At 43.1% G+C, this 22,310-nt stretch carries 26 protein-coding genes and 2 pseudogenes; 18 read left to right on the top strand and 10 right to left on the bottom strand.

Annotated elements, in window-relative coordinates:
- Nucleotides 1-22 precede the first annotated feature (22 nt).
- The 4 genes from TT12_RS16915 (at nucleotide 23) to TT12_RS06830 (ending at nucleotide 3,690) form a co-directional block, all read left to right on the top strand.
- Nucleotides 23-274, top strand: coding sequence for a hypothetical protein (locus TT12_RS16915; RefSeq protein WP_243443457.1), 252 nt, complete (start codon nucleotides 23-25; stop codon nucleotides 272-274).
- Nucleotides 232-1,083, top strand: coding sequence for a DUF58 domain-containing protein (locus tag TT12_RS06840; RefSeq protein ID WP_243443456.1), 852 nt, complete (start codon nucleotides 232-234; stop codon nucleotides 1,081-1,083). The genes TT12_RS16915 and TT12_RS06840 overlap by 43 nt, the downstream gene beginning before the upstream one ends.
- Nucleotides 1,080-3,344, top strand: coding sequence for a transglutaminase TgpA family protein (locus tag TT12_RS06835; RefSeq protein WP_045453290.1), 2,265 nt, complete (start codon nucleotides 1,080-1,082; stop codon nucleotides 3,342-3,344). The genes TT12_RS06840 and TT12_RS06835 overlap by 4 nt, the downstream gene beginning before the upstream one ends.
- 67 nt (nucleotides 3,345-3,411) lie before the next feature.
- Nucleotides 3,412-3,690, top strand: a complete 279-nt coding sequence (locus TT12_RS06830) for a DUF4031 domain-containing protein (RefSeq protein ID WP_045453287.1) — start codon at nucleotides 3,412-3,414, stop codon at nucleotides 3,688-3,690.
- 230 nt (nucleotides 3,691-3,920) lie between these two features.
- Here TT12_RS06830 and TT12_RS06825 read toward each other — a convergent pair whose 3' ends face one another.
- Complete coding sequence (locus TT12_RS06825; RefSeq protein ID WP_045453285.1) at nucleotides 3,921-4,439, bottom strand: DUF302 domain-containing protein; 519 nt, start codon at nucleotides 4,437-4,439, stop codon at nucleotides 3,921-3,923.
- Between the two features lie 173 nt (nucleotides 4,440-4,612).
- On the bottom strand, nucleotides 4,613-5,506 hold the full coding sequence (locus TT12_RS06820; RefSeq protein ID WP_045453282.1) for a LysR family transcriptional regulator: 894 nt from the start codon (nucleotides 5,504-5,506) through the stop codon (nucleotides 4,613-4,615).
- Between the two features lie 191 nt (nucleotides 5,507-5,697).
- Between TT12_RS06820 and TT12_RS06815 the strand changes: the two genes are divergently transcribed.
- Nucleotides 5,698-6,822, top strand: coding sequence for an S-(hydroxymethyl)glutathione dehydrogenase/class III alcohol dehydrogenase (locus TT12_RS06815; RefSeq protein WP_045453279.1), 1,125 nt, complete (start codon nucleotides 5,698-5,700; stop codon nucleotides 6,820-6,822).
- 106 nt (nucleotides 6,823-6,928) lie between these two features.
- Here TT12_RS06815 and TT12_RS06810 read toward each other — a convergent pair whose 3' ends face one another.
- Together TT12_RS06810 and TT12_RS06805 are read right to left on the bottom strand one after the other, a co-directional pair.
- Nucleotides 6,929-7,624 (bottom strand): haloacid dehalogenase type II, encoded by a 696-nt coding sequence (locus tag TT12_RS06810; protein ID WP_045453275.1) that lies wholly within the window; start codon nucleotides 7,622-7,624, stop codon nucleotides 6,929-6,931.
- A gap of 229 nt (nucleotides 7,625-7,853) precedes the next feature.
- Nucleotides 7,854-8,520 (bottom strand): annotated as a pseudogene (locus tag TT12_RS06805) (DsbA family oxidoreductase).
- Between the two features lie 346 nt (nucleotides 8,521-8,866).
- Here TT12_RS06805 and TT12_RS18340 point away from each other — a divergent pair.
- From TT12_RS18340 to TT12_RS15430, 13 genes and pseudogenes are all read left to right on the top strand, one after another.
- The gene (locus tag TT12_RS18340; RefSeq protein ID WP_279378833.1) at nucleotides 8,867-9,073 is read left to right on the top strand and encodes a nitroreductase family protein; all 207 of its coding nucleotides are present in this window, start codon (nucleotides 8,867-8,869) and stop codon (nucleotides 9,071-9,073) included.
- Complete coding sequence (locus tag TT12_RS06800) at nucleotides 9,046-9,501, top strand: nitroreductase family protein (RefSeq protein WP_279378832.1); 456 nt, start codon at nucleotides 9,046-9,048, stop codon at nucleotides 9,499-9,501. The genes TT12_RS18340 and TT12_RS06800 overlap by 28 nt, the downstream gene beginning before the upstream one ends.
- Nucleotides 9,502-9,800: 299 nt before the next feature.
- Nucleotides 9,801-9,920 (top strand): annotated as a pseudogene (locus TT12_RS16910) (2Fe-2S iron-sulfur cluster-binding protein); the annotation flags it as partial.
- Nucleotides 9,921-9,943: 23 nt separating this feature from the next.
- Nucleotides 9,944-10,447, top strand: a complete 504-nt coding sequence (locus TT12_RS06795; RefSeq protein ID WP_243443455.1) for a 2Fe-2S iron-sulfur cluster-binding protein — start codon at nucleotides 9,944-9,946, stop codon at nucleotides 10,445-10,447.
- Nucleotides 10,444-10,893, top strand: coding sequence for an FAD binding domain-containing protein (locus TT12_RS18335; RefSeq protein WP_279378831.1), 450 nt, complete (start codon nucleotides 10,444-10,446; stop codon nucleotides 10,891-10,893). Before TT12_RS06795 ends, TT12_RS18335 begins: the two co-directional genes overlap by 4 nt.
- Complete coding sequence (locus tag TT12_RS18330; protein WP_279378830.1) at nucleotides 10,851-11,432, top strand: FAD binding domain-containing protein; 582 nt, start codon at nucleotides 10,851-10,853, stop codon at nucleotides 11,430-11,432. The genes TT12_RS18335 and TT12_RS18330 overlap by 43 nt, the downstream gene beginning before the upstream one ends.
- A gap of 2 nt (nucleotides 11,433-11,434) precedes the next feature.
- Nucleotides 11,435-13,882: a xanthine dehydrogenase family protein molybdopterin-binding subunit gene (locus tag TT12_RS06785; protein ID WP_045453273.1), complete on the top strand. Its 2,448-nt coding sequence runs from the start codon at nucleotides 11,435-11,437 to the stop codon at nucleotides 13,880-13,882.
- Nucleotides 13,883-14,000: 118 nt separating this feature from the next.
- Complete coding sequence (locus tag TT12_RS06780) at nucleotides 14,001-14,381, top strand: XdhC family protein (protein ID WP_045453271.1); 381 nt, start codon at nucleotides 14,001-14,003, stop codon at nucleotides 14,379-14,381.
- A 387-nt stretch (nucleotides 14,382-14,768) separates the two neighbouring features.
- The gene (locus TT12_RS06775) at nucleotides 14,769-15,392 is read left to right on the top strand and encodes an XdhC family protein (protein WP_243443454.1); all 624 of its coding nucleotides are present in this window, start codon (nucleotides 14,769-14,771) and stop codon (nucleotides 15,390-15,392) included.
- The gene (locus tag TT12_RS06770) at nucleotides 15,389-16,129 is read left to right on the top strand and encodes an NTP transferase domain-containing protein (RefSeq protein WP_045453262.1); all 741 of its coding nucleotides are present in this window, start codon (nucleotides 15,389-15,391) and stop codon (nucleotides 16,127-16,129) included. The genes TT12_RS06775 and TT12_RS06770 overlap by 4 nt, the downstream gene beginning before the upstream one ends.
- Nucleotides 16,130-16,160: 31 nt before the next feature.
- Complete coding sequence (locus tag TT12_RS06765) at nucleotides 16,161-16,712, top strand: GNAT family N-acetyltransferase (protein WP_045453257.1); 552 nt, start codon at nucleotides 16,161-16,163, stop codon at nucleotides 16,710-16,712.
- 148 nt (nucleotides 16,713-16,860) lie between these two features.
- Complete coding sequence (locus TT12_RS06760) at nucleotides 16,861-17,382, top strand: HdeD family acid-resistance protein (RefSeq protein ID WP_045453254.1); 522 nt, start codon at nucleotides 16,861-16,863, stop codon at nucleotides 17,380-17,382.
- A 235-nt stretch (nucleotides 17,383-17,617) separates the two neighbouring features.
- A complete protein-coding gene (locus TT12_RS15430; RefSeq protein WP_201605088.1) occupies nucleotides 17,618-18,703 on the top strand; it encodes a hypothetical protein in 1,086 nt (361 codons plus the stop codon).
- A 65-nt stretch (nucleotides 18,704-18,768) separates the two neighbouring features.
- Here the strand turns inward: TT12_RS15430 and TT12_RS06750 are convergent, their stop codons facing one another.
- The 6 genes from TT12_RS06750 to TT12_RS06730 all read right to left on the bottom strand — a co-directional run bounded on the left by TT12_RS06750 (nucleotide 18,769) and on the right by TT12_RS06730 (nucleotide 21,986).
- Entirely contained in the window at nucleotides 18,769-19,383 is a 615-nt protein-coding gene (locus tag TT12_RS06750) for a hypothetical protein (RefSeq protein WP_045444387.1), read from the bottom strand.
- Nucleotides 19,384-19,424: 41 nt separating this feature from the next.
- The gene (locus tag TT12_RS15425; protein WP_207804011.1) at nucleotides 19,425-19,733 is read right to left on the bottom strand and encodes a hypothetical protein; all 309 of its coding nucleotides are present in this window, start codon (nucleotides 19,731-19,733) and stop codon (nucleotides 19,425-19,427) included.
- The gene (locus TT12_RS15420) at nucleotides 19,706-20,008 is read right to left on the bottom strand and encodes a hypothetical protein (protein WP_207804010.1); all 303 of its coding nucleotides are present in this window, start codon (nucleotides 20,006-20,008) and stop codon (nucleotides 19,706-19,708) included. The genes TT12_RS15425 and TT12_RS15420 overlap by 28 nt, the downstream gene beginning before the upstream one ends.
- A 189-nt stretch (nucleotides 20,009-20,197) precedes the next feature.
- The gene (locus TT12_RS06740) at nucleotides 20,198-20,947 is read right to left on the bottom strand and encodes a PhnD/SsuA/transferrin family substrate-binding protein (protein ID WP_045453250.1); all 750 of its coding nucleotides are present in this window, start codon (nucleotides 20,945-20,947) and stop codon (nucleotides 20,198-20,200) included.
- Between the two features lie 23 nt (nucleotides 20,948-20,970).
- On the bottom strand, nucleotides 20,971-21,444 hold the full coding sequence (locus TT12_RS06735) for a PAS domain-containing protein (protein ID WP_243443453.1): 474 nt from the start codon (nucleotides 21,442-21,444) through the stop codon (nucleotides 20,971-20,973).
- A 272-nt stretch (nucleotides 21,445-21,716) separates the two neighbouring features.
- Nucleotides 21,717-21,986: a roadblock/LC7 domain-containing protein gene (locus TT12_RS06730; protein WP_243443452.1), complete on the bottom strand. Its 270-nt coding sequence runs from the start codon at nucleotides 21,984-21,986 to the stop codon at nucleotides 21,717-21,719.
- Between the last annotated feature and the right edge of the window lie 324 nt (nucleotides 21,987-22,310).

The raw sequence follows: 22,310 nt of genomic DNA, 5'->3' as shown, positions 1-22,310 counted from the left end.
TTATGGTAAGGATAGGGTAGTCATGCGCTTTTTGCCAAAAGCCTTAACCGTACCAGCCACTTCCGCATTAAGCCGTTGGTTCGCCTCGCGTGCGCCCAAAAGCGATAGCGCCACCCTCAATTTGCGTAACGTCTATATCTTTTTTAGCCGTGAAGGGACGCTATATGCAGTGTTATTAATCATCACCTTTATCGCTGGCATTAACTATGGCAATAACTTGGTGTTAGGTTTATGTTTTTATTTGGTCAGCGTCTGGCTTATCAGCTTCATGTGACCTTTGCCCATATCTCAGGTCTTAAAGTACAGTTAATAGAAGTAACCATGGCAGAAGCGGGCGCGCCTGTTTGGGTGACTTTACAGTTGCGCAGTGAGAGTCGTCAACCAAGACGACAGTTGTTATTTAGCTTTGAGCAGGCTGATGACAAGGCTAATAGCAAGCCTAATAATAAAACAGATAAAAAAGCCCATAAAAAAATCAAACATGGTGCTGATAATAAACAGTCAATACTGGTGACACGACTGCAAGGCGAGCAAGTGATTCGCTTGCCAGTACTGACGCAGAATCGTGGGCAGTTTGAATTACCACGCTTAAAAATAAAAACGGTTTATCCTTTGGGTATTATGCAGGCGTGGTCCTATGTTTATTTTGCCCGTACTGCTTGGGTCTATCCAAAACCTGAAGTGTTTGATTGGCAGACGCAATATGCCGTTGCCAGTCAGGAAGATTTGCCAACAGGTGGGCAATATCGGCAAGGTCAAGATGATTTTGAGCGGCTAGATAACTACGTTGAAGGCGAGTCGCTGGCACGGGTATCGTGGGGACATGTAGCACGTGGTCAAGGCATGTTGACCAAGCACTTTGCTGATCCAGTCGGTCATGAGCAAACGTTAGATTATGCGGATATGCCAGCAGCACATCATGAGCAAAAACTGGCACAACTGGCGTATGGGGCGATGAAATTAGGTGAGCTGGGCGTGACATTTCATATGCGCTTACCCAATGATACCCATTCTACTGCACCAATGGGTGAAGGCGATGGCTTTGCACAAACTTGCTTGTTAAGATTGGCGAAAGTGCCATGACCAATTTTAAAAATCACTCTTCAAATGAGACAGAGATAAACTCCGTAAGTTTTGAGCAGTTGGCACTGGGTCAAAACGTCACTGATCGTGCTATACGGGATAGCGCTGCAAAATGGACTCGTAAGCTATTCGCCTTGCCTGCTTATTATTGGGTACTAATTGCTCAAATTACCGTTATTTTACCTCATGCGGCGCATCTGCCGTTTTGGTTGATAGGTTTTGCGGTGGTCAGCATTGCCGCACAGCTACCGTCTATAAAAGCTAAGTTCAAAAAAATAGCGCATTTAAAACGCGTCTATCAAGGCATGCAAATGCTCGGCTTTTTATTGGGGCTGGCAGGTCTATGGCTGACTTACAATACAGCGTTTGGACTGGATATGGGCGTGGCGTTTTTAGTGCTCTGTCTCATCAGCAAATTGTGGGAGATGTATAAACGGCGTGATGCTTATGTGGTCCTAAATTTATCACTATTTGTCCTTGCCGCGCTGTTTTTGATGGATCAAGGTCTTGTTACGACTTTAGAAGTGATTGTGGGTGCAGTTATCATTTTATTGGCATTTATTGCACTTAATGATGACGGCAACACTCGCGGTGATGGTCGCTTGCGTACTTTGGGTGTGCTGGGTATCGGGGCGTTGCCATTATTAGTCGTGCTATTTTTGTTCTTCCCGCGATTGCCACCGCTATGGTCAGTGCAGCTCTCAGGTCAGCAAGCGACTACTGGTGTCTCTGATAGTATGTCGCCCGGGGATTTTGCCAATTTGGGACAATCGACTGAGCTGGCGTTTCGGGTAGAGTTTGCAGATAATCGCCCGCCGCAACAGCAGTTATATTGGCGTGGTTTGGTGTTTAGCGACTTTGATGGAATTACATGGCGTCCTAGCCCTCAGCAACGACAATGGCGACCTGCCCCGCAAATGCCATCTTGGATTGAGAATGCCTTTGCAACTGTCCCCGATTCAGTAAAAACTACGCCTACCAGCTATGAAATTATCTTAGAGCCGACGCAGCAAAACTGGCTATTTGGACTTGATTATCCTTTTGCCCAGCGCCAAGATGTCAGTATTACTTCAAACTTTACCTTATTAAAAGATCAGCCCGTCACTCAGCAGTTACGTTATGACGTATTGCAATTTGCACCGATGCGTATTGACCCTGTTCTCTCTGATGAGTTGCGACGTTTGAATCTTGCCTTGCCAGCCGATGGAAATCCGCAAGCACGCGCGTTGGCACAGCAGCTATTTGCGCAATCAGACTCAGACCCAGTGGGTTATATGGCGGCTATTGAACGCTGGATTAATCAAACAGAATTTCGTTATACGTTATCACCGCCACGGCTGAATAATAACCGTATTGACGAGTTTTTATTTGAGACCAAAGCTGGGTTTTGTGAGCATTATTCTTCCAGTTTTACCTTTATGCTGCGCGCCGCTGGCATACCCGCGCGCGTCGTCGCCGGCTATCAGGGTGGCGAGCTGAGCCGCGGTGGTAATGTATGGGAGGTGCGGCAAAAGGATGCGCACGCTTGGACGGAGGTTTGGCTTGAGGGTCAAGGCTGGGTACGTGTCGATCCGACGGCTTTTGTCGCGCCTGAGCGTGTCGAGCAAGGGATGGATGCGCTGACGCAGGCACAAGGAGCGGCAATGTTCGGCGATGGCGCTAGCGCACAAATCAGCTATCAGCAGTATCAAATGCTACAAACCTTACGCCGTCTGTCCGACCAAGCCAGCTACTATTGGCAAAAAGATGTCGTTGGTTACGATCAGGACAAGCAAGCTGACTCGCTACTCAAATGGTTTAACATCCGTTCAATCACGCAGCAAATTATTTGGTTGGCAGTGAGTGCTATTACCGTCATGGCTATTTTGGTCTTTGTCATTTGGCAACGTCGCCGCAAGCGTTGGCATCCAGCAGACCTGCCGCTTGCACAGCTATCAAAACGTATTGGCAAAGTGGATAAATCACTTGCTCGTGATGAAAGTGAAGGTCAGTTGGCTTGGCTTGAGCGCTTGGCAATAGCGGTTGATGAGCGAGAAATTGATTCAAGTACTGATACCAATGCTAAAAGTAATAATAAGAGCAGTAAAGTTAGTAAGCTCACAGATAGCGGTCACTCAGATATTGTCCAAGCAAAAATTATGCAGATGAGGCAGGACTATCGTCAGCTCCGTTATGGGCGTCTAAGCACACTTGGAACCAATCATAGTGAATATCAAGCCGTACTCAAACAGCTAAAGAAAGATGCGAGTGAATTGTTCTAATGGCTGCTCTGTGAAAGCGTTGTTTAGCACATGATAAAAGGTAAAGGATAATAAAGGAGGCGGTTCTATGGCGATATATGTGGATTTTATGCAGATAGAATTTAAAGGCTATAAGTGGTGCCACATGCTGGCAGATACCCTGCAAGAGCTGCATGATTTTGCCGCACTAATTGAAGTGGATAAGCGCTTATTCCATCGCAACGCCAGCTATCCGCACTATGACGTCACGGTACAAATGCGAGAAATAGCGATTGAATATGGGGCTATTCCTGCTGGTCGAAAAAAGATTATCGAATGTGCAAAGAAGTTAAAAGTAGAGTTGCATGATCTAAACAGCGCTATATGAGCAAGTAGCAATATCTGAAGATTGCTAATACGTTAATCTTTTAAAGGCAAATAGAAGGTGGGAGTGCTTTTGCATCCCACCTTTTTATATCTTTAGATTTTCACCCAACGCTTATACCTTCTCAAAAAATTAGAGTAGCAAGGAAAACGAGTGCAAGTACTACATCTAGTAGGCTAGGCGAGCGGAACAAGCAAAACTGACGCAGCTAATCATATTTTTTGGGTTTGGTATTACTTTGCAACTGCTGCTTTACTAACATCATCAAGGGCTTTTGCGATATTCGCTAATTGGGTATCACAACCTTTTATATTATGGCGGTCTTTTAGATATGCAGGATTGTTGTACGACAACCAAACTTTTTTATCGGCATCTTCACTGATAAGGATTTTTTGCGGCAAGTCGATAGCGACGCTTTGCTCGCAATTCATCAATGGCGTACCCGCTTTCGGATTACCAAACATAATCACTTGCGTCGGTCTTAATGTTAAGTTGACACCTTGGGCGTTCTTTTGATGATCGACGCGTGCAAATACTTTCATGCCTTTGCTTTCAATAATCGCTGCCAACTTATCCGCAGTATCTTGAACGGAATGATTACTTTGCAGCGTAACCAAGCCTTTTTCGGCATTGATAGCAGTCATCGTCTTTGGCGTTGATGGCATCTTATCTGGCGCGTTTAAAATATTTTCAACACTGGCGCAGGAGGATACGGCCAATGCTAGGGCAGCGATAGAGAGAATCTTAAGCATGAAAAGTCCTTTTATTGTCATTGTTTATTCAGCGAATGATGGCTGACAACATCGAATATTTAGTGTGAACCATAATATTCCTTGTGCTTAGTAGCATTGTGCGTAATAAACCGCGCATAGTAAAGTCTTGCATTGCAACAGACCTTAAAGAATGCCTAAGCCAAAACGCATAGCTAAACCAAATGCTCTGCTAGATAATCGACGAGCAGTCTAATCTTTGGCGATAAATGACGGTTGTGCGGATAGATGGCCCAGATACTTTCTTCAGGCTCTCGATAGTTATTCAATAAGCTGACCAGCTCACCTGATGCTAAGTATTTTTGCACATAATAATCAGGTAGCTGCACGATACCCAGACCTTTTAACGCCGCATCGACTAGACTGTGACCGCTGTTATATTGGACACTGCCAGACACGCGCAGGTTTTTTTCTTTATCAGCATTTTTTCCAGAATCTATTTTGCCATCTTCTATAAAGTGCCAATAGTCACGCGTGCCAAGTAAGCAGTTATGCTGACTCAGATCGCTCAAAGAATGTGGTATGCCGTATTTTTCGAGATAAGCAGGCGCGGCACAGACGAAATTGGTACGACGGCTGAGCTTTTTTGCCATCATCGTCGAATCACTTAATTTTCCGATACGAATCGCCAAATCATAACCGCCATCAATGAGGTCGATTTTTTGATTGCTCAAAAATGCCGTCACTTCGATATCGCGATATTGCACCATGAAATCATTGACTAATGGCAATAATTGCTGCTCGCCATAAGTGACAGGAGCGGTCAGCTTAATCCTACCTTGCGGCTTTGATTGTAAATTGCTTACTGCTTGCTCAGCGGCATCCAAGCCATCGAGCACACCGCGGCAGTGCTGATAAAACACGCGACCTTCTTCAGTCAGTGATACCTTACGCGTCGTGCGATACAGCAGTTTAATATTCAGTCGCTTCTCTAACGCGCTTATCTGCCGACTGACTTGCGCGGTAGAAATGCCCAATTCTTTTGCCGCGCGCGTAAAGCTTTCGTAATCTGCTACATAAACAAATTCGCTAATACCATCCCAGCGCATTATTATTACCACTGTGTAAAAGATATTTGCAAATATAGCACATTGTTATCGCTATAGAAAAAACTATAATAGTCAGTATAAAGCTTTACAGACTGCTACAACTGCCGCTTGCCTCCATTCAACAAGCAAGATAAGCTGAATAGAGGTCCGCGCTTAATAACCCATAAAATGAATTAAAAAGAGAGATAACGATGTCAGATAAATTTATTAAATCAAAAGCCGCCATTGCTTGGGGTCCAAATGAGCCACTATCTATCGAAGAAGTGGATGTGATGCTGCCAAAAAAAGGCGAAGTATTGGTAAAAATCGTGGCAAGCGGCGTCTGTCATACTGATGCATTTACGCTCTCTGGCGAAGATCCAGAAGGTGTGTTCCCAGCGATTTTGGGTCATGAAGGCGGCGGTATCGTTGAGCAAATCGGCGAAGGCGTCACCAGTGTGCAAGTTGGCGATCATGTCATTCCTTTATACACAGCAGAATGTGGCGTCTGTAAAATGTGTACCTCTGGTAAAACCAATCTTTGCTCGGCGGTACGTGAGACACAAGGCAAAGGTCTGATGCCAGATGGCACCACGCGTTTTTATAAAGATGGTGAGCCTATTTATCATTATATGGGCTGCTCAACCTTCTCTGAATATACCGTGTTGCCTGAGATTTCTTTGGCAAAAGTGAATAAAGAAGCACCGTTAGAAGAAGTTTGTTTGCTTGGCTGCGGCGTGACTACCGGTATGGGTGCAGTCATGAATACGGCAAAAGTCGAAGAGGGCGCTACCGTTGCTATCTTTGGTCTGGGCGGTATTGGTCTATCAGCGGTAATTGGTGCTGCGATGGCAAAAGCCAGTCGTATCATTGCTATTGATATCAATGAGAGCAAATTCGAGCTGGCTAAAAAGTTAGGCGCAACTGACTGTATCAATCCAAAAGATTACGATAAACCAATTCAGGAAGTGATTGTTGAATTGACAGATGGTGGAGTAGATTACTCATTTGAATGTATCGGTAATGTCGATGTCATGCGTTCAGCGCTTGAATGCTGTCATAAAGGGTGGGGTGAGTCGGTCATCATCGGTGTCGCTGGTGCTGGACAAGAAATTTCTACGCGCCCATTCCAGTTAGTGACTGGTCGCGTCTGGCGCGGTTCAGCATTTGGCGGCGTAAAAGGTCGCAGTGAATTACCAGGTTATGTTGAGCGTTATTTGGCTGGTGAGATTCCACTACAAGATTTCATTACCCATACCATGCCATTAGAGGATATCAACGAAGCGTTTGATTTGATGCATAAAGGCGAGAGTATCCGTACGGTTATTCATTTTTAAAAATCATTATTAATAATAGTGATTATAGATTTAGCCTCATAAAGTAGCAGTATGCTAAACCAAAAATGCCGTCCTTATATAGGGCGGCATTTTTTGGCATTGGCAATTATTTTTTAGTGGAAAAAATTATTTGTTCGGCAAGCGTGGTTAGATCTGCTGCTACAAAGTCTGGCGCTGGAACGTTTGGCGCTGATAATAAAGCATTGTGCGGTCGCGTGAGAAACGCCCCTTGGCAGCCAGCCGCTTGAGCGCCAATCGTATCCCAAAGATGACAAGCGACAAGGCACAAATCCGATACGTCAACAGACAATGCGTGAGCGACCATTTGATAAGTCTCAGGCGCAGGCTTGAATTTACCGACAGTTTCAACACTAAAATGCTGTTCAAAGAAATGGCTGATGCCAGCTTTTTCAAGCGGGGTCGGGGAAGCGCTATTTGCTGAGTTGGTCAACGTCACCAGTCGAAACCCTGCCTCACGCAGCTTGGTTAATGCTGGAACTACATCAGGGTGAGCAGGCATTTTGCTCATACGCTCTTTTAATTCGTCGACATCGTCGTCTGTTAACACGACTTTATGGATAGCCGCCGTCATCTGTAATGCACCAATGCCAAGCTCACCAAAAGGCGTATAAAGTCCTGATAACGTTATGGTTTGTGAATATAGCACCAATTGCGCAAACCATTCTCTTAGTCGCACTTTATTGCCAAATAGGCGAGCAAATAATGGTTCAAGAGTGGTAATGTCGAGTAGAGTCTCATTGACATCAAACACGATAATAGGAAGGGATTTATCAAAGAACATAAGGGATCCTTTTAGGAATAGCAAACGAAATCTTGCCAAAAAACCTCGTCAGGAAAACTAGGGTGTGTCTTCATTTCAAAAATGGTGATAAAAATGAGATAAATTGCCGTCAAACGAGGAAAATAGTGCAGATAATATCGGGATATTAACCAGCTGTTTGACGATGTTTGGCAAGATTTAACCATTTTTAGCCCATTTAGATGACTATCGAATGAACTGAAGATGCGCCCTAGTCTGGCATGTCAGCCAACTGCTGCAAGATATTCTTGAAATTTTCCACACCTTGTGCACCACTAACCAGATGACGCTTATTAAAAATTACCGCTGGCACGCTTTGAATGCCTTGTTGTTGCCAATGTTGCTCTTCTGCGCGCACCTCTTTAGCGAACCTTTGGTCTGCTAACACGGCTAGTGCCTCATCACGATCTAGTCCAATCTCTGCTGCGATATCAGCAAGCACGGCATTGTCAGAAATATTGCGACCATTGGTAAAATGAGCGACGAATAACGCCTGCTTTAAGTCATGCATGCGACCTTGCTGATCTGCCAGTGCAGCAATTGATGCAAGTTGAACGTGTTGTGCATGCGCGTGTCATCGTTAAAGTTAAACGTAAAGCCAACCTCATTACCCGCTTCCATTAATCGAGCACGGCTAGCATCAGATTCTTGCTCGCTCGACCCATATTTCTCCATAATATGTTCACGCATATTTTGTCCTTCGCGTGGCATATTTGGATTAAGCTCAAACGGATGCCAGTGAATCTCGTGTTCGGTGTTGGTTTGCTTGAGGCTTCTGCCAGCTGGCGGTAACCAATGACGCACCAAGGACAAACAACGTCTGAGACGATATCTATGCGTAGTGGCTGCTCTGAAGATAACTGCTTTGAATGTTCCATATCTATCTGCCCAATTCAGTATTTATTTTTTATATAAGCTGTCTGTGGTCGACTGCCTTATAAATCAATGCTAATTATCAATACTAATTAACTAATGCTAAGAGAATGAGGGAACAATTACAATATCGTCTAAGTTACTGTTTAATGAGTCTCTGTCTAATAAGTATCTGCTTAAATAACTGTTCAAATGGCGGCTCAAATAACTCAGCGATGCACTGAATTATCAGCAACTTAATAACAAAATAAGTGACTACTTAACCAATCTGTAACGGTCATCAAACGGGTTTTTGCTTAAAGTGGCGGTACTAAAAATCTTGGAGTCATAAATGAAAAATATCACTGAAGCATGAACTGGCGTTACAGCACCAAAGAGTTTGATGCCAATAAAAAAATATCAGCAGCAGACTTTCAAAGTTTAAAGGATATCCTACGACTTAGCCCATCAAGCACTAATATTCAGCCTTGGCATTTTGTGATCGCTGATGATGAGACTGGCAAGCACGTATCGCAAAAGGTACACAAGGGATGTTTGACTTCAATGCAGCCAAGGTAACAGAGGCATCACACGTCATCGTGTTCTGTAGCCGCGTTTATGCTGACGATGATTTTTTGAACGAGGTACTGGATAAAGAAGACGCTGATGGTCGCTTCGCAGAACCAAAATTCAAAGAGCAAATGCATCAAGTGCGCAAAATGTTTTTGGACATTCGCCGTTATGAGCAAAAAGACGAGCCACATTGGCTGGTCGAGCAAGTGTATTTAAATATGGGTGCATTATTGCTGGGTGCTGCTACTTTAGGCATTGATGCCGTACCGATGGAAGGTGCTGATCTAAAGGCACTCGATGAAGAGTTTGAGCTACGTAGCAAAGGCTACACAGCCGTTGCCGTTATCTCACTTGGTTATCGTAGTGAAGATGATTTTAATGCCGATTTGCCAAAATCTCGATTGAGTGAAGCGAGTATTATTACTAAAGCGTAATGCCCGACTGGTATTTTTAACTGACTATATTGAACTCAAATAGCGTTATAAACGGCCTGTTTATAGCGCTATTTTTTTGCTAATAAAATGGGTGTTTAAGTTTTATTTATAAAATTGATAGTGAATAAGCGAGATAGAATAGTGAGAAGTAAAGTTTTCATAGATTAAAAACTACACTGTAATAACTACAAAGTGAAAACAAATCGACATTTCTAATAAGTCATAATAAATCGATTGGCGCGACTTTTAAGGAGCGTTTAACCCTATTTTTTTTGATTATCTGCCAGCGAGAAGCCAGCATGTCTACCTTGAACTTAACCATTAATAAGCAAGATTATCAGCTCGATGATCTTGATCCGCGCACGACCTTACTCGATGTCTGTCGCCAGCACCTCAAAATTACGGGGCCTAAAAAAGGCTGTGACCATGGTCAATGCGGCGCTTGTACCATACTTATCAATGGGCGTCGGGTCAATGCCTGTTTGACTTGGCAGTTATGCACGATGGTGATGACATTACCACGATTGAAGGTATTGGCATGCCCGAATCTTTGTCAGCGTTGCAACAAGCCTTTAAAGATAATGATGCGTTTCAATGTGGTTACTGTACCCCTGGGCAAATTTGTTCAGCAACAGCGCTCATCGATGAGATTAAACAAAACTGGCCCAGTCATGTCACTACAGATTTGCAAAATCCTGATGGGTTGCTGGTTCAAGAAATCGCTGAGCGTATGAGTGGCAATATTTGCCGCTGTTCTGCTTATCCCAATATTATTAAAGCCATCTCACAAGTACTAGAAAATGAAATGAATGATTCATCTAAAACTGACGCAGTACAAAAATCAGAGGTGACGGGTATTTGGTCACCACCACCTAGTGAAGCGCAGCTAGGTAGTCAATCTATGAAGAATAAGACGGCAACTAGCAGGTTAGGAGATCGCTCATGAAACGTTTCGAGTATAGCCGTGCTACCGCGCCAGAGCAGGCAGCCCAATCTGCTAGTGTAAAAGACGCCTCATTTATCGCAGGGGGTACCAACCTTTTAGACTTGATGAAGTTAGAGATTGAAACGCCAGTTAAGCTGGTGGATATCACTCGCTTAGCATTAGCTCAAATTGAGAAGACTACAGATGGTGGCCTACGCATCGGTACGCTGGTGACCAATAGCGATTTGGCGGCGCATCCTGAGGTCATTGCCAATTACCCAGTGTTATCACGGGCGATTTTGGCAGGTGCGACAGGACAGTTGCGCAATAGAGCGACGACGGGCGGTAATCTATTGCAACGTACGCGTTGTTATTATTTTTATCAGACAGACAGCGCCTGCAATAAACGCAACCCAGGTTCTGGTTGCCCAGTGATACGTGGCGAAAATCGTACCTTGCAATTTTAGGTACTAGCGAGTCCTGTATTGCCCAGCATCCATCTGATATGGCCGTCGCGATGCGCTTATTAGATGCCACTGTTGAGACGTTAAAAACGGATGGTTCAACGCGTAAAATCGCGATTAAAGACTTTTATTGTCTACCAAAAGACACGCCACATATCGAAAACGTTTTAGAATCTGGTGAGCTTATCACTCATGTTGTGTTGCCAGCGCCCATCAAAGGCATGCATACCTATGACAAAGTGCGTGATCGCGCGTCCTATGCTTTTGCCTTAGTTTCCTGTGCAGCGGTTATAAATGTAGAAGAAGGAAAAATCACTACTGCACGTCTGGCATTCGGTGGTATTGGCACTGAACCATGGCGTAACGAAGCCGTTGAGGCATTGCTAACGGGCACGGATGGTAATGATGATGTGATAAAACAAGCAGCGGACTTATTACTAAAAGATGCCAAAGGCAGCGGTCAAAATGATTTTAAAATACCATTGACCCGTCGTCTACTCAAACAAGTTATTCAACGCGCATTAGCGGGCAAGGGAGCATAATCATGTCATTATTGGACTCAGTATTTCCGTCAGAACCGACCAAAAGAATGATGATGAATGAGCCTGTTGAGTCGCTTTTTGATAAAACAGCGAGTAAATTGGTGGGTAAGCCCATTAACCGAGTCGAGGGATCACTTAAAGTCAGCGGTCAAGCGCACTATACGGCAGAGATTCATCTAGATAATCAAGCCTATGGCGTATTGGTGGGCGCGACGATTGCCAAAGGGCGTGTTAAGCAAATTGATAGCAGCTCTTTAGAGGCTATTCCTGATATTATTAAAGTGGTGACCGATCCTGAGCACTTTTTACGCAATGCCCAACAGGGCGGTGCAACCAAATCACCTAAGCAAGGCGTTAGTGAAATTTTTTATCATGGTCAGCCGATTGCGGTTGTCATTGCTGAGACGTTTGAGGCGGCGACCGAAGGTGCAAAAGCTCTCAAAGTGACTTATGAGGATGAGACTGAGCAGGCGGCATTGAACTTTACGACAGAGCTGCCAAATGCTCATAACGTTAATGAAAAAAAAGGTTCGGATAAAAATTCAGAAAAGGGTAATCCAGAACAAAGCCTCGCAAATGCTGCAGTAACCCTTGACCGCTTTTATCATACGCCAAGTCAAAACAGCGCAGCGATGGAGCCTCATGCAACGCTTGCTCACTGGGAAGGTGAGAAGCTGATCATGTACTCCTCTAATCAGATGCTTGCTTCATGCAAAAAGCAAATCGTTGATGCATTGGATTTGGATGCAGATAATGTGCAATTAATCGCTCGTTATGTCGGTGGGGGTTTTGGTAGCAAGCTTGGGATTTCTCCAGAATCGATAGCCGCCGCACTAGCTGCAAAGGACTTGGGTCGTCCCGTGTTAATCACTATGACACGTCCGCAAGTAATGGAGGCAACGATTAGACGCTCAAACACGCGTCAACGCATCGCAATTGGCTGTAGTGAAGATGGTATTATCGACACCATGATTCATGAGACGGTCTCTAGTAATTTGCCAGGAGAAGCCTTTTTTGAGCCAGCAGCGCTCTCTACGCATTATCTGTATCGCGGTGATAATCGCCGAGTTAATTATCAGCAAGTAGATATGAACCAAGTATTGTCAGGCTCAATGCGTGCCCCCGGTGAAGCAGTGGGGCAGATTGCCCTTGAGTGTGCGATGGATGAATTGACAGAGCAACTCAACCTAGACCCTGTCGAGCTGCGCCGTCGTAATGAGCCTGAGCAAGATCCTAGTAAAGGTGTCCCGTTTTCCACGCGTAAGCTCATCGCTTGTATCGATCAAGCAGCTGAACAGTTTGGCTGGAATCAACGCAATGCTAAGCCTGCCAGTCGCTTAGAAGGTGATTGGTGGATGGGTATGGGTATGGCAGCGGCAGCTCGCGGCAACAGCTTAGCGCCATCAGAAGCACGGGCGACCCTGCAAATAGATAACTCAAAAGCACTAGGCGTCAAAGCTGTGATTGAGACAGACATGACCGATATCGGTACAGGTTCTTATACCGTATTTACTCAGGTTGCTGCAGATTTATTAGGGCTACCAATAGATCATATTGAAATGAAGCTTGGTGATACCAGTTTGCCACCTGCGGTAGGCTCAGGGGGCAGTATGGGCGCTGCCAGTTCAGGCAGTAGTATTTACCTTGCTTGTCAGCAGCTACGTGAAATGATCGCAGAAAAAGTCGGTCTATACCCTGACACCATTCAGCTGGATAACGGTCAAATTAAGCAGATAGGTGAGCATGATGCTAACTTTGCAGAAACCGTTATAGAAGCAGGAAAACAAAAAGTAGCAGGTTTGGGCGATAATATCGTAGATAAAGTGGCTGATTTAAAAGACAAATTAGCTGAAATAACAGGAATCTCACTAATTGAATCGAAAGAATATGACTTTAGTAATTTCCAGACTCATTTATTAGCCGATATCGTCGCTCAATATGATGACCAAAAACTCAGTGCCAAAGGTCAAATTGCACCGGGTAAAAATGCAAAAAGTCATCGCCAAGCGTCATTTGGTGCTAATTTTGCCGAGGTCGCTGTACACCGAGTGACTGGTGAGATACGCGTTAAACGTATGACTGGTGCCTTTGCAGCAGGGCGTATCCTCAATCACAAAACCGCGACCTCGCAGTGCTACGGCGGTATGGTATTTGGTATTGGTTCTGCGTTGATGGAGCAGGTGATTCACGATAAGCGTGACGGTCGGCTATGTAATCATAATCTTGCAGAATACCATGTCCCAGTCAATGCGGATGTCCCTCAGCTTGATGTTATCTTGGTAGAAGAGGACGATCCGTATACCAATCCAATGCACATAAAAGGTATTGGGGAAACGGCGATTGCTGGTGCTGCCGCTGCTATTGCTAATGCCGTTTACAACGCCGTGGGTGTACGAGTTTATGACTTTCCTATTACCCTCGACAAATTACTTTATGAACTACCAGAGTAGGTTTTTAGTCGGACAATATAAACCCGCTAATTGTAGTCGTTAGCGGGTTTTATAAGTGGACTAGGATGGATATAGACCGTATATAGATATAAATGATAGATAGTATATAAGAGACATTATGAATCAAATTGCTGATATTCTTAAGCTGGCACGCGAGGCTCAGCAACAACAGGTTGACGCGGTACTAGCAACCGTCGTGCGTACAGAAGGGTCAGCCTATCGCCGCGCAGGCGCAATGATGCTTATCTGTGAAGATGGTCGTTCGGTCGGAATGATTAGCGGTGGCTGCTTGGAGCCGCATATTATCAAACGTGCTTTTTGGCTCACACGTGATGGTGCAAACGTGCAAGTTACCAAACGGGTGACGACATCGAATATGCTGAAAATGGTAATGTGCGAGCGAGCGTATCAGAAGAGGGTTTTGACTTTGATAGAGGTAGTGATAATAAGGGCACAGATAATAAATACGATGAACAAGATATTGATTTGGACGAGTTAAATTTTGGATTAGGCTGTAATGGTCGCGTACATGTGCTGTTTGAACGGTTGGCGACGGCAATGTCTTTGTTAAATGTCATTAGTCAAGTTGGCAGTCTCAGCAGCCAGTAACGGTAGCAACTTTAATTTGCTCTACAATCCATTTTAATACCCAACATAATCCAAACTCTGAACTTCAAATTGGTGTGCGTCTTAACTTAAATAATTATATCAAGTCAGGAAAACTCACCGCTATCGACGCTAATAATTCAGATAAAGTGGTATCCAATGCTTCAAGCACAGTTATCCATGCTATTGAAAGTTTATCAGATATAAGCTTCTCCATAAAAATGCTGAGTACGTTATCGTAAAAGATGACAATGACAATGACGATTTAGCCACAGAATGGTTGATTCAGCGCCTACAACCACAGATACGTTTGCTGATTTGTGGTGCTGGCAATGATGTGATGCCGCTAGTTACGATGGCAAAGATGCAAGATTGGCATGTGACAGTGGTAGACAGTCGAGCGCAATATGCCACGCAGCGGCGTTTTCCTCAGGCAGATAGCGTGATGGTACTGGCGTTAGATGATAGTGACACTTTACTAAAACTAAGTAAAAATGCCGCTATTGCTTTGATGTCGCATAGTCTCAGCCAAGACCGTGCTCGCCTTGGCGTATTATTAGAGCATGCTAATCACTATAAATATCTTGGACAACTAGGGCCACGCTACCGTACCGAGCGCTTAATCGAAGAAATTAGTACAAGGCTTACAAATCCTGCCAGTTTAAACCTAGGTATCAAAAAACTGCATTATCCGATTGGCTATAAGCTGGGCGGAGATGGACCTGAAGCTTTAGCACTGGGTATCATGGCGCAAGTCAATGCTGTCGTCCATAATCAAAACCTATCAACAGAAAACTCAGACACTCATCTGTCAAACACTAACTTTACAACGCTATTTTCTACGCATATTGATTCTATAGAGACGACTGCTACAAGTGCTCGTGCCGCGATAAATTTATCATGAGCCGCGACGCATCTATTTTAGCATCTACGCAACTAAAGCCAATAAATCTATCAAAGCCACCAAACCATGCGGCCATTATTTTGGCCAGTGGACTGAGCCTGCGTTTAGGTCAAGCAAAACAGTTACTGTGTAAAGATGGCGAACCCTTAATTTGCTTCATGACCAAACTCGCACTTTCTACAAAACCGCAAGCAATTATTATAGTCATTCCTGATAATCAACCATCAATAGCCAGTGCGATGGATGAATTGGCTTTTCAGTACTCTATGATTCAAATGGTCGTAAATCCTACGCCTGAAATAGGTATGGCGTATAGTTTGGATTTGGCTATTGAGGCAGTCACGCAGTTAACAAGTTCATTAATCGAGCGCGTCGTCATTATGGGTGTTGATCAAGTTTTACTTGATGAGCAACATTTGGCAAAACTGCTGGTAGATAAGCGGTCTGTAGTGGCAAGTGCTTATAGTAGCTGGCAGCATTTAAATAACATGAATTTAAATGAAACGTCTGCTGCCACTGCATTGAAGCAAAATATTATCGGACTACCTTTAACGATTGATTGTGATTTACTCAGAGAGTGGCAAGCATTGCTGGTAGGCGATAAAGGGCTGCGTTATTTAATTAGAGAATTGAAGCCCAGTCAGATAAGTACCGTTGTTAATAATCAACTGAGCTATGATATCGATACGCCTGAGCAACTTGCTCATGCTAAGCAAAAAGGCTGGCTGGATAAATAGTATTAATAGTGTCAATCCATAAGTGATAAAAATGATAAATGTGATAGAAACAGAACGTCTTTACCTCAGGCAATGGCAAGCAAGTGACTTTGCTGTTTTTGCTGAAATAAATGCTGATCCTGAGGTAATGAAGTATTTTCCCAAGTTATTAACGCCTAAAGTAAGTGACATCATCGCTAGTAAATGCCAGCAGCTTATCGCTAATCAAGGCTGGGGGCTTTGGGCAGTATGTTTAAAAAATAGCACTAAAACATATGATGATTTTATCGGTTTTGTTGGCTTGAATGATACTCACGCAGATATGTCTTTTGCCCCGGCTGTCGAGATTGCATGGCGACTACATAAAGATTATTGGGGACAGGGCTATGCTACAGAGGCAGCACGTGCGGCGCTGAATTTCGCTTTTACTGAGCTGTCGCTCGATGAGGTTGTGTCATTCACAGCGGTTATCAATAAGCGCTCGCAATTGGTTATGGAGCGCCTTGGCATGATGAATACCCGCGCCAACTTCTACCACCCAGCCCTTGACCCTAACCATCGGCTGGCTGAGCATGTACTGTATAACATGACGCGGCAACAGTGAACAATCAGTTAGCAGGCTTGTGACCACAAATCAATGCCCACACTCTGATATTAACAGGACTACTCGAAGATATTACTACCGTTATACAACACAAGGTAAGGTTTGCGATATAATTTATTTTCTATTAAATGTAAAATAAGGTCGTCTTATGAATCGTACACTGTGGCTGGTGGTTGGTATTATCAGTATTCTTGGTGGTATCTTTGCATTTTTTAATCCTCTTAGCGCCACTTTGGCCGCTGAGCAGTTAGCAGGTTTTATCTTCCTTTTAGTGGGTATTTTACAGTTTATTGCCTTGTTCCGAGCACATAGTACTACTGGAAAAGTGCTGGCGGCCATCGGCGGTGTACTTGGTGTATTGATTGGTATTGAATTATTACAAGATCCGTTGCAAGGCATATTAACCTTGACCATGGTCATTGCTATTTTATTTATGGCAACAGGTATAGTCAGAGTTGTTGTTGCTTTCGGTCTACGTCGGACAGTGGCTTTTGTCCCAATATTACTCTCAGGGCTGCTCTCGATTATATTGGCTATCATGATATTTACCAGTTATCCGCAGTCAGCGACGTATATTCTTGGCATACTGTTAGCCGTCGAGTTGATATCTAACGGCATATCATTAATTATGTATTCACGTATACAATCAATTGTGGTGCGCAATATATAAGTTTAATTATAGCAACAAACAAAAAAGACGCTATTTACAGCGTCTTTTTTGTTTATTTATTTATTGATATCAGTAGTTTCTTAGCTATCTCGCGAAAATGTTAAAAAGCGACCTTTAAACGGCAATTCAAGGTGGCAGTTTGCTTAAGTAGTTATTTACCTAGTTGAACAATTAAATCTCATACTCTCAATTATAATATATAATTATCGATTTATGTATACAGACCGAGAGCACTATGGAAGATATGCTGTTAGAGTTCGAAAATGGTATAGCTGATATGTTAGAAATATTTAATAAGTTTCGAGATAGTATCGGTGATAATCCAGTATCTAAAAGTACTAGACAATATATTGAAAGATTTATAGAAGCTCTGAAAAATTATAATGTTGTTTTAGATAAAGGAAGTATAGAAGAAATTGCTGAGGCTACTTCAAGTGTTTGCTCAAGCGCAAATACCATTAAGGTATTTGTTAATGATGTAGATCAGCAGACTAAATCATACATAAAAGATCTATCAGATAGGGCTAAGGAACTTGAAAAGAAGATAGAAAATTCATCAATTTTAAAAGTGACTTTGACAGACAAGGCACTTTCAAATATCTCAAACGATATGCAAGACTATAGATCTTTTAAGAAGAAATTAAAAGATACGAATGAAAAACTTGAAGAGTTGAATCGTACAATAAAAAAATCACTAGATGAAAGTGAAATTAAGGCTAATACCTTAACAAAAGAAATAGAGTCATTAGAAAGTATATACGATAGTAAAATTAAGAGCATATCAGTAGCATACGAAGAAGAGCTAAAAGCTATTAATGATAAGAATGCTCAGTTAGATCAGCTTCTAGGTAATGCAGCAAGCAGAGTGATTGTCTCAGAGTATGCAGATAGCGCAAAACAAGAAAAAATAGCTGCCGAATGGTTGAGAGGGGGATCAATTTTTTGCATGGCAGTCATCATTGTGATAGCTGGATATTCTTTTTGGGAGTCTATACACCAAAGCTTCGACCTTTATAATGCTCTTTTACGATTAGCATTAGTATTCTTATTATCTGTGCCAGCTGCTTACTTAGCGCGTGAGTCTACTAAGCATCGTCAGCAACAGTATACACACCTTCAAACATCACTAGATTTGAAAGCTATCAATCCTTATATAGCCTCGTTACCTGAAGAAGAGCAACATAAAATAAAATCAGAAATTGCTCAAAGAATATTTGCCCCTAAAGATTTTCAATCTATAAGTAATGAGTCTTATCCAATTAATTCTCAAGAAGTCATCATGGCACTTATTTCAAAGTTTGGAAATGATAAGGATAAATAAGCCAACTAAGCATACATAGAAAATATCCTTTCAATACTGCATCACGATAAGATTTGTTCTAACATTTAGCTAAGAAATCTTAAGCCAGACGTTTTCAATGCCCATACCATCTCAACAAAGGCGCGGCTATTAGTTAAAGGCTCGCCATCGATGATGAGGGCGTAACCTGAACCATCAATCCATAAAAACACAAAGCTGGTCTCAGGAATCAGTAAGTCAACTTGTTGAAAAAACGAGATGGCTTGGCTTTCGACCGCCCAGCCGCGTTGTTTTTGGCGAATCATAAAACCTGAAAAGTCAGCAGCTGCAACACTTAGCATGTCCGCTTCTTCTTGGCTGTAACCGATTCGTGCTAGGCAAAACCCTTCATCAGAGCCAATAGCGGCACGGCGTTTACCGGATAAGCTGGCAACCACATACGGTAAAAACTGATCCAATGGCAGATTGGGTGCGGGTAATAACAAAGACAGCTTTTCAATCCAGCCATGTTCTATAAAGCTCTGTAGCCATTCGTCAGAATAACGCTCAAGCCAATCAGCGGCGAGCAACGTCTCCCCATAGGACATTAAGTCTTGTAATGACAGCTGTTCATCAGTGGGCTCACTTTGTGAAAATGCCTCAAAAATACCGGCTGGAGTGAGGGTTAGATACGTTTTATCAGCATTTAAGTAAGAGGACATAGCGGCTACCATTGTGATGAAAGGGTTAAATCGGCGATAAATTAGGTCTTGATGGTCTGATCAAGATGCTGTTGACAGTTGTTCCAGCGCTCATCGAATTGCCAGTCGCTTTTACCCAAGCGAAACCATACTAACGAGAAGGCAAGTCGATCATTGCGAGCGATACAGTGAGCAAAGAATTCGTTTTCGATCTGCTCAATCGTGCCCCAATCCTTATCTTCACGCGCCTGCATGAGCTCAGCGGTAATGTCTTTGGATATTTCTTTGGCGTCATCGCTACTGATAAGCAATCGCTGTTTTTGCTCATTGAGAGACGGCGATATCAGGACACTCCAGCGAGTCGCCAGCATACTATTGCGTTGAATATATCGCTTCTTACTAATACAATCGCGAAACCCTTGCTGGACATGAGGTACAAGCGATCTTTAATACGCGTAAACAGGTTATTTACATCGTAAGGGATGTCATACCAGCAGCCATAAAAAAAGTCTGCGACGGCACCTTGCAGCGGCTCTTTTTCGGTTAAAAGTAATGCGGCATTGATACGTTGTTCATGAAAATGACGGTTATTGGGTGCCAAAAACACTTTACGCGAATATAAACGAAATACTCGGCGCGCTTCCATCTCATTTTCTTTGATAAGTCTAAATCAGACATAATAGTGTCCTTTAAGTCATAGTGTCTATTGTATGGCTAACAGCTTGTGGCTAATATCGTATGGTCAAAATGATATAGCCACTATTGAGCGACAATAGGCTATGACTTCACTAAGCGAAACGGTGCAACGTGCCAATTAACAATTAACAATTAATAATTAATCAAGTAAAGTTTGCATCAAATCTATCATAAATTCAGCATCTTCTTCGTCCATGGCTTCAAACCCTTGAGGCATGCCAAGTTCAGCCAATGCTTCTTTACCATCGCCATCATTATGCAAGTTCAGGATCGCATTCATGAATATTTCTGTATCAGGAAAGCCATCTTTAATCAGTAATACATGGCTAATGTCTGCCAAATCACTTTCGATTAGCACTGACAGCTGAGTTTTGGTCAAGCGTGAAAAGCTATGAAAAATCTCTGCTAAGAAGAAGGCCGCTTGAGCATCACCTTTGATGACTTTACGGGCGGCTGCCTGATAAGTTTCAGTGATATCCCAGTTAAGATCAGACTCTTCTATATCCACAGCTTCTAGCAAGCGTAAGCCAATCAGCTTAACATCACGGTTGTCTGCCATTGCTACGGTCGCACCCGCTTTAATGTCTTCTAAGCGCTTGATATCACTGTTTGCCGCAGCAGCAATGACCATCTCATCCGATTTGCCGATAGGGCGTGCAACAGCGCGATAGCCTTGCTCACGGATCAAAGTAGCTGCATCAAATGGGTTGGCATAGATAACTTGAATGTCACCTGCCTCAATGATTTGCTCTTGTTCAGCATGTGAGGTAGGTATATTCAGATGCATATTTAGGTTGGCACGTTTTTGAATCAAAATATTAAACATGTGCCAGCCTGCAAAACGCTCAGGAGAAAAATCAGGGGCGATTAACATATTGTGTGTCGTCATGATTTAGCCTTCCTCATTTTGATTCATTTGGGCATACTGAGCCATAGCAGCTTCGATTTTGCTACGTGATGGCTTACGGCGTACCGAGGTATAACCCACTGTTTCGCCGCGACGAATGTTTGGCACAACGGTCGCATAGACCAATAGTGACTACCATCTTTGCATAAATTCTTAACGTAGCCATGCCATTTTTGCCCAGCCGCTGCGGTATCCCACAAATCTTTATAAGCGGCTTTTGGCATATCAGGGTGGCGTAAAATAGATTGTGGCTGACCAATAAGCTCATCAACGCTGTAGCCACTGATTTCGACAAAAGCATCGTTGACGTGAGTCAGCACACCATCCAAATCGGTACGCGATACAATCAGCTTGCCATCAGGATAAGGGCGTTCAATACCAGTATCATAGACAGTCCGTGATGTACCATCATAATAAGTCAGAGTAATCTGCTCAGCGGGCATATCAGGCTTATGTGCATCAGGGATTGGAGAACCCATCGTAATCTCCTTTATTTATCGTTATATTTATAATGATTAAAAAGCCAATCTGGTGTGGTAGTTGTCGATAACATCATGTTGCCTTTCAGCTCAGTCGTCGTCCCAATATTTATCAGGCTATTATTCCATACAAATAATGTGTGCCATCTTAAATATTTTTTATGAGACAGTCACCTCATTTTGATTTAAAGTCATATTTATCAGTCGTGCTATGTGCTATATGACATTAAATAATAAAAAATGTGTTATCGACAAAAATCCAAATTTACCAATTAGATAAGTTTTGCAAGGGCTTCTGAGGCACGCTTGATATCTAAGAATATCAAACCAAGTTTTGCATTTGGTTTTGCCATGATAGTAAGTACCGCTTCATCTCCAGATGAGGTCATAATCACGTAGCCTTTTTCACCTTGAATCATAATACGATCGATACTACCACGTGCCAACTCACGACCTGCGCGGTCACCCAATGACAATAAAGCCGCTGACATAGCGCCAACACGGTCTTCATCAACGCCCGTTGGTAGGGCTGAGGCAATCATCAGACCATCGTTAGAAATAAGCAGATGCTTCAACATCGGCTGATGAGCTGTTTAGGTCTTCCAAGATTTGCTGGAATGAATCTGTACGCATATCGCTTTCTCTATGACGGGTTATTCAATTGATAAAATAACAGTTAGTAATGGTGGAGAATAAATGTTGACTAAGTCGGCTATTATAAACCCTTGCTGTTAATATTGATATACATCGGCTCAAGCAAAAAGCCAAGTTTTTGGGTTTTTTATACCGTTTGGTGCTGATTATTGACCTTTCGTCTTTACTTAACGGTTATCAATACACAAATTTCCATTAATATTTGATTTATT

Source organism: Psychrobacter sp. JCM 18903, from assembly GCF_000586475.1.
In the GTDB taxonomy this organism is placed as follows: domain Bacteria; phylum Pseudomonadota; class Gammaproteobacteria; order Pseudomonadales; family Moraxellaceae; genus Psychrobacter.
This window is presented reverse-complemented; position numbering and strand designations above follow the sequence as displayed.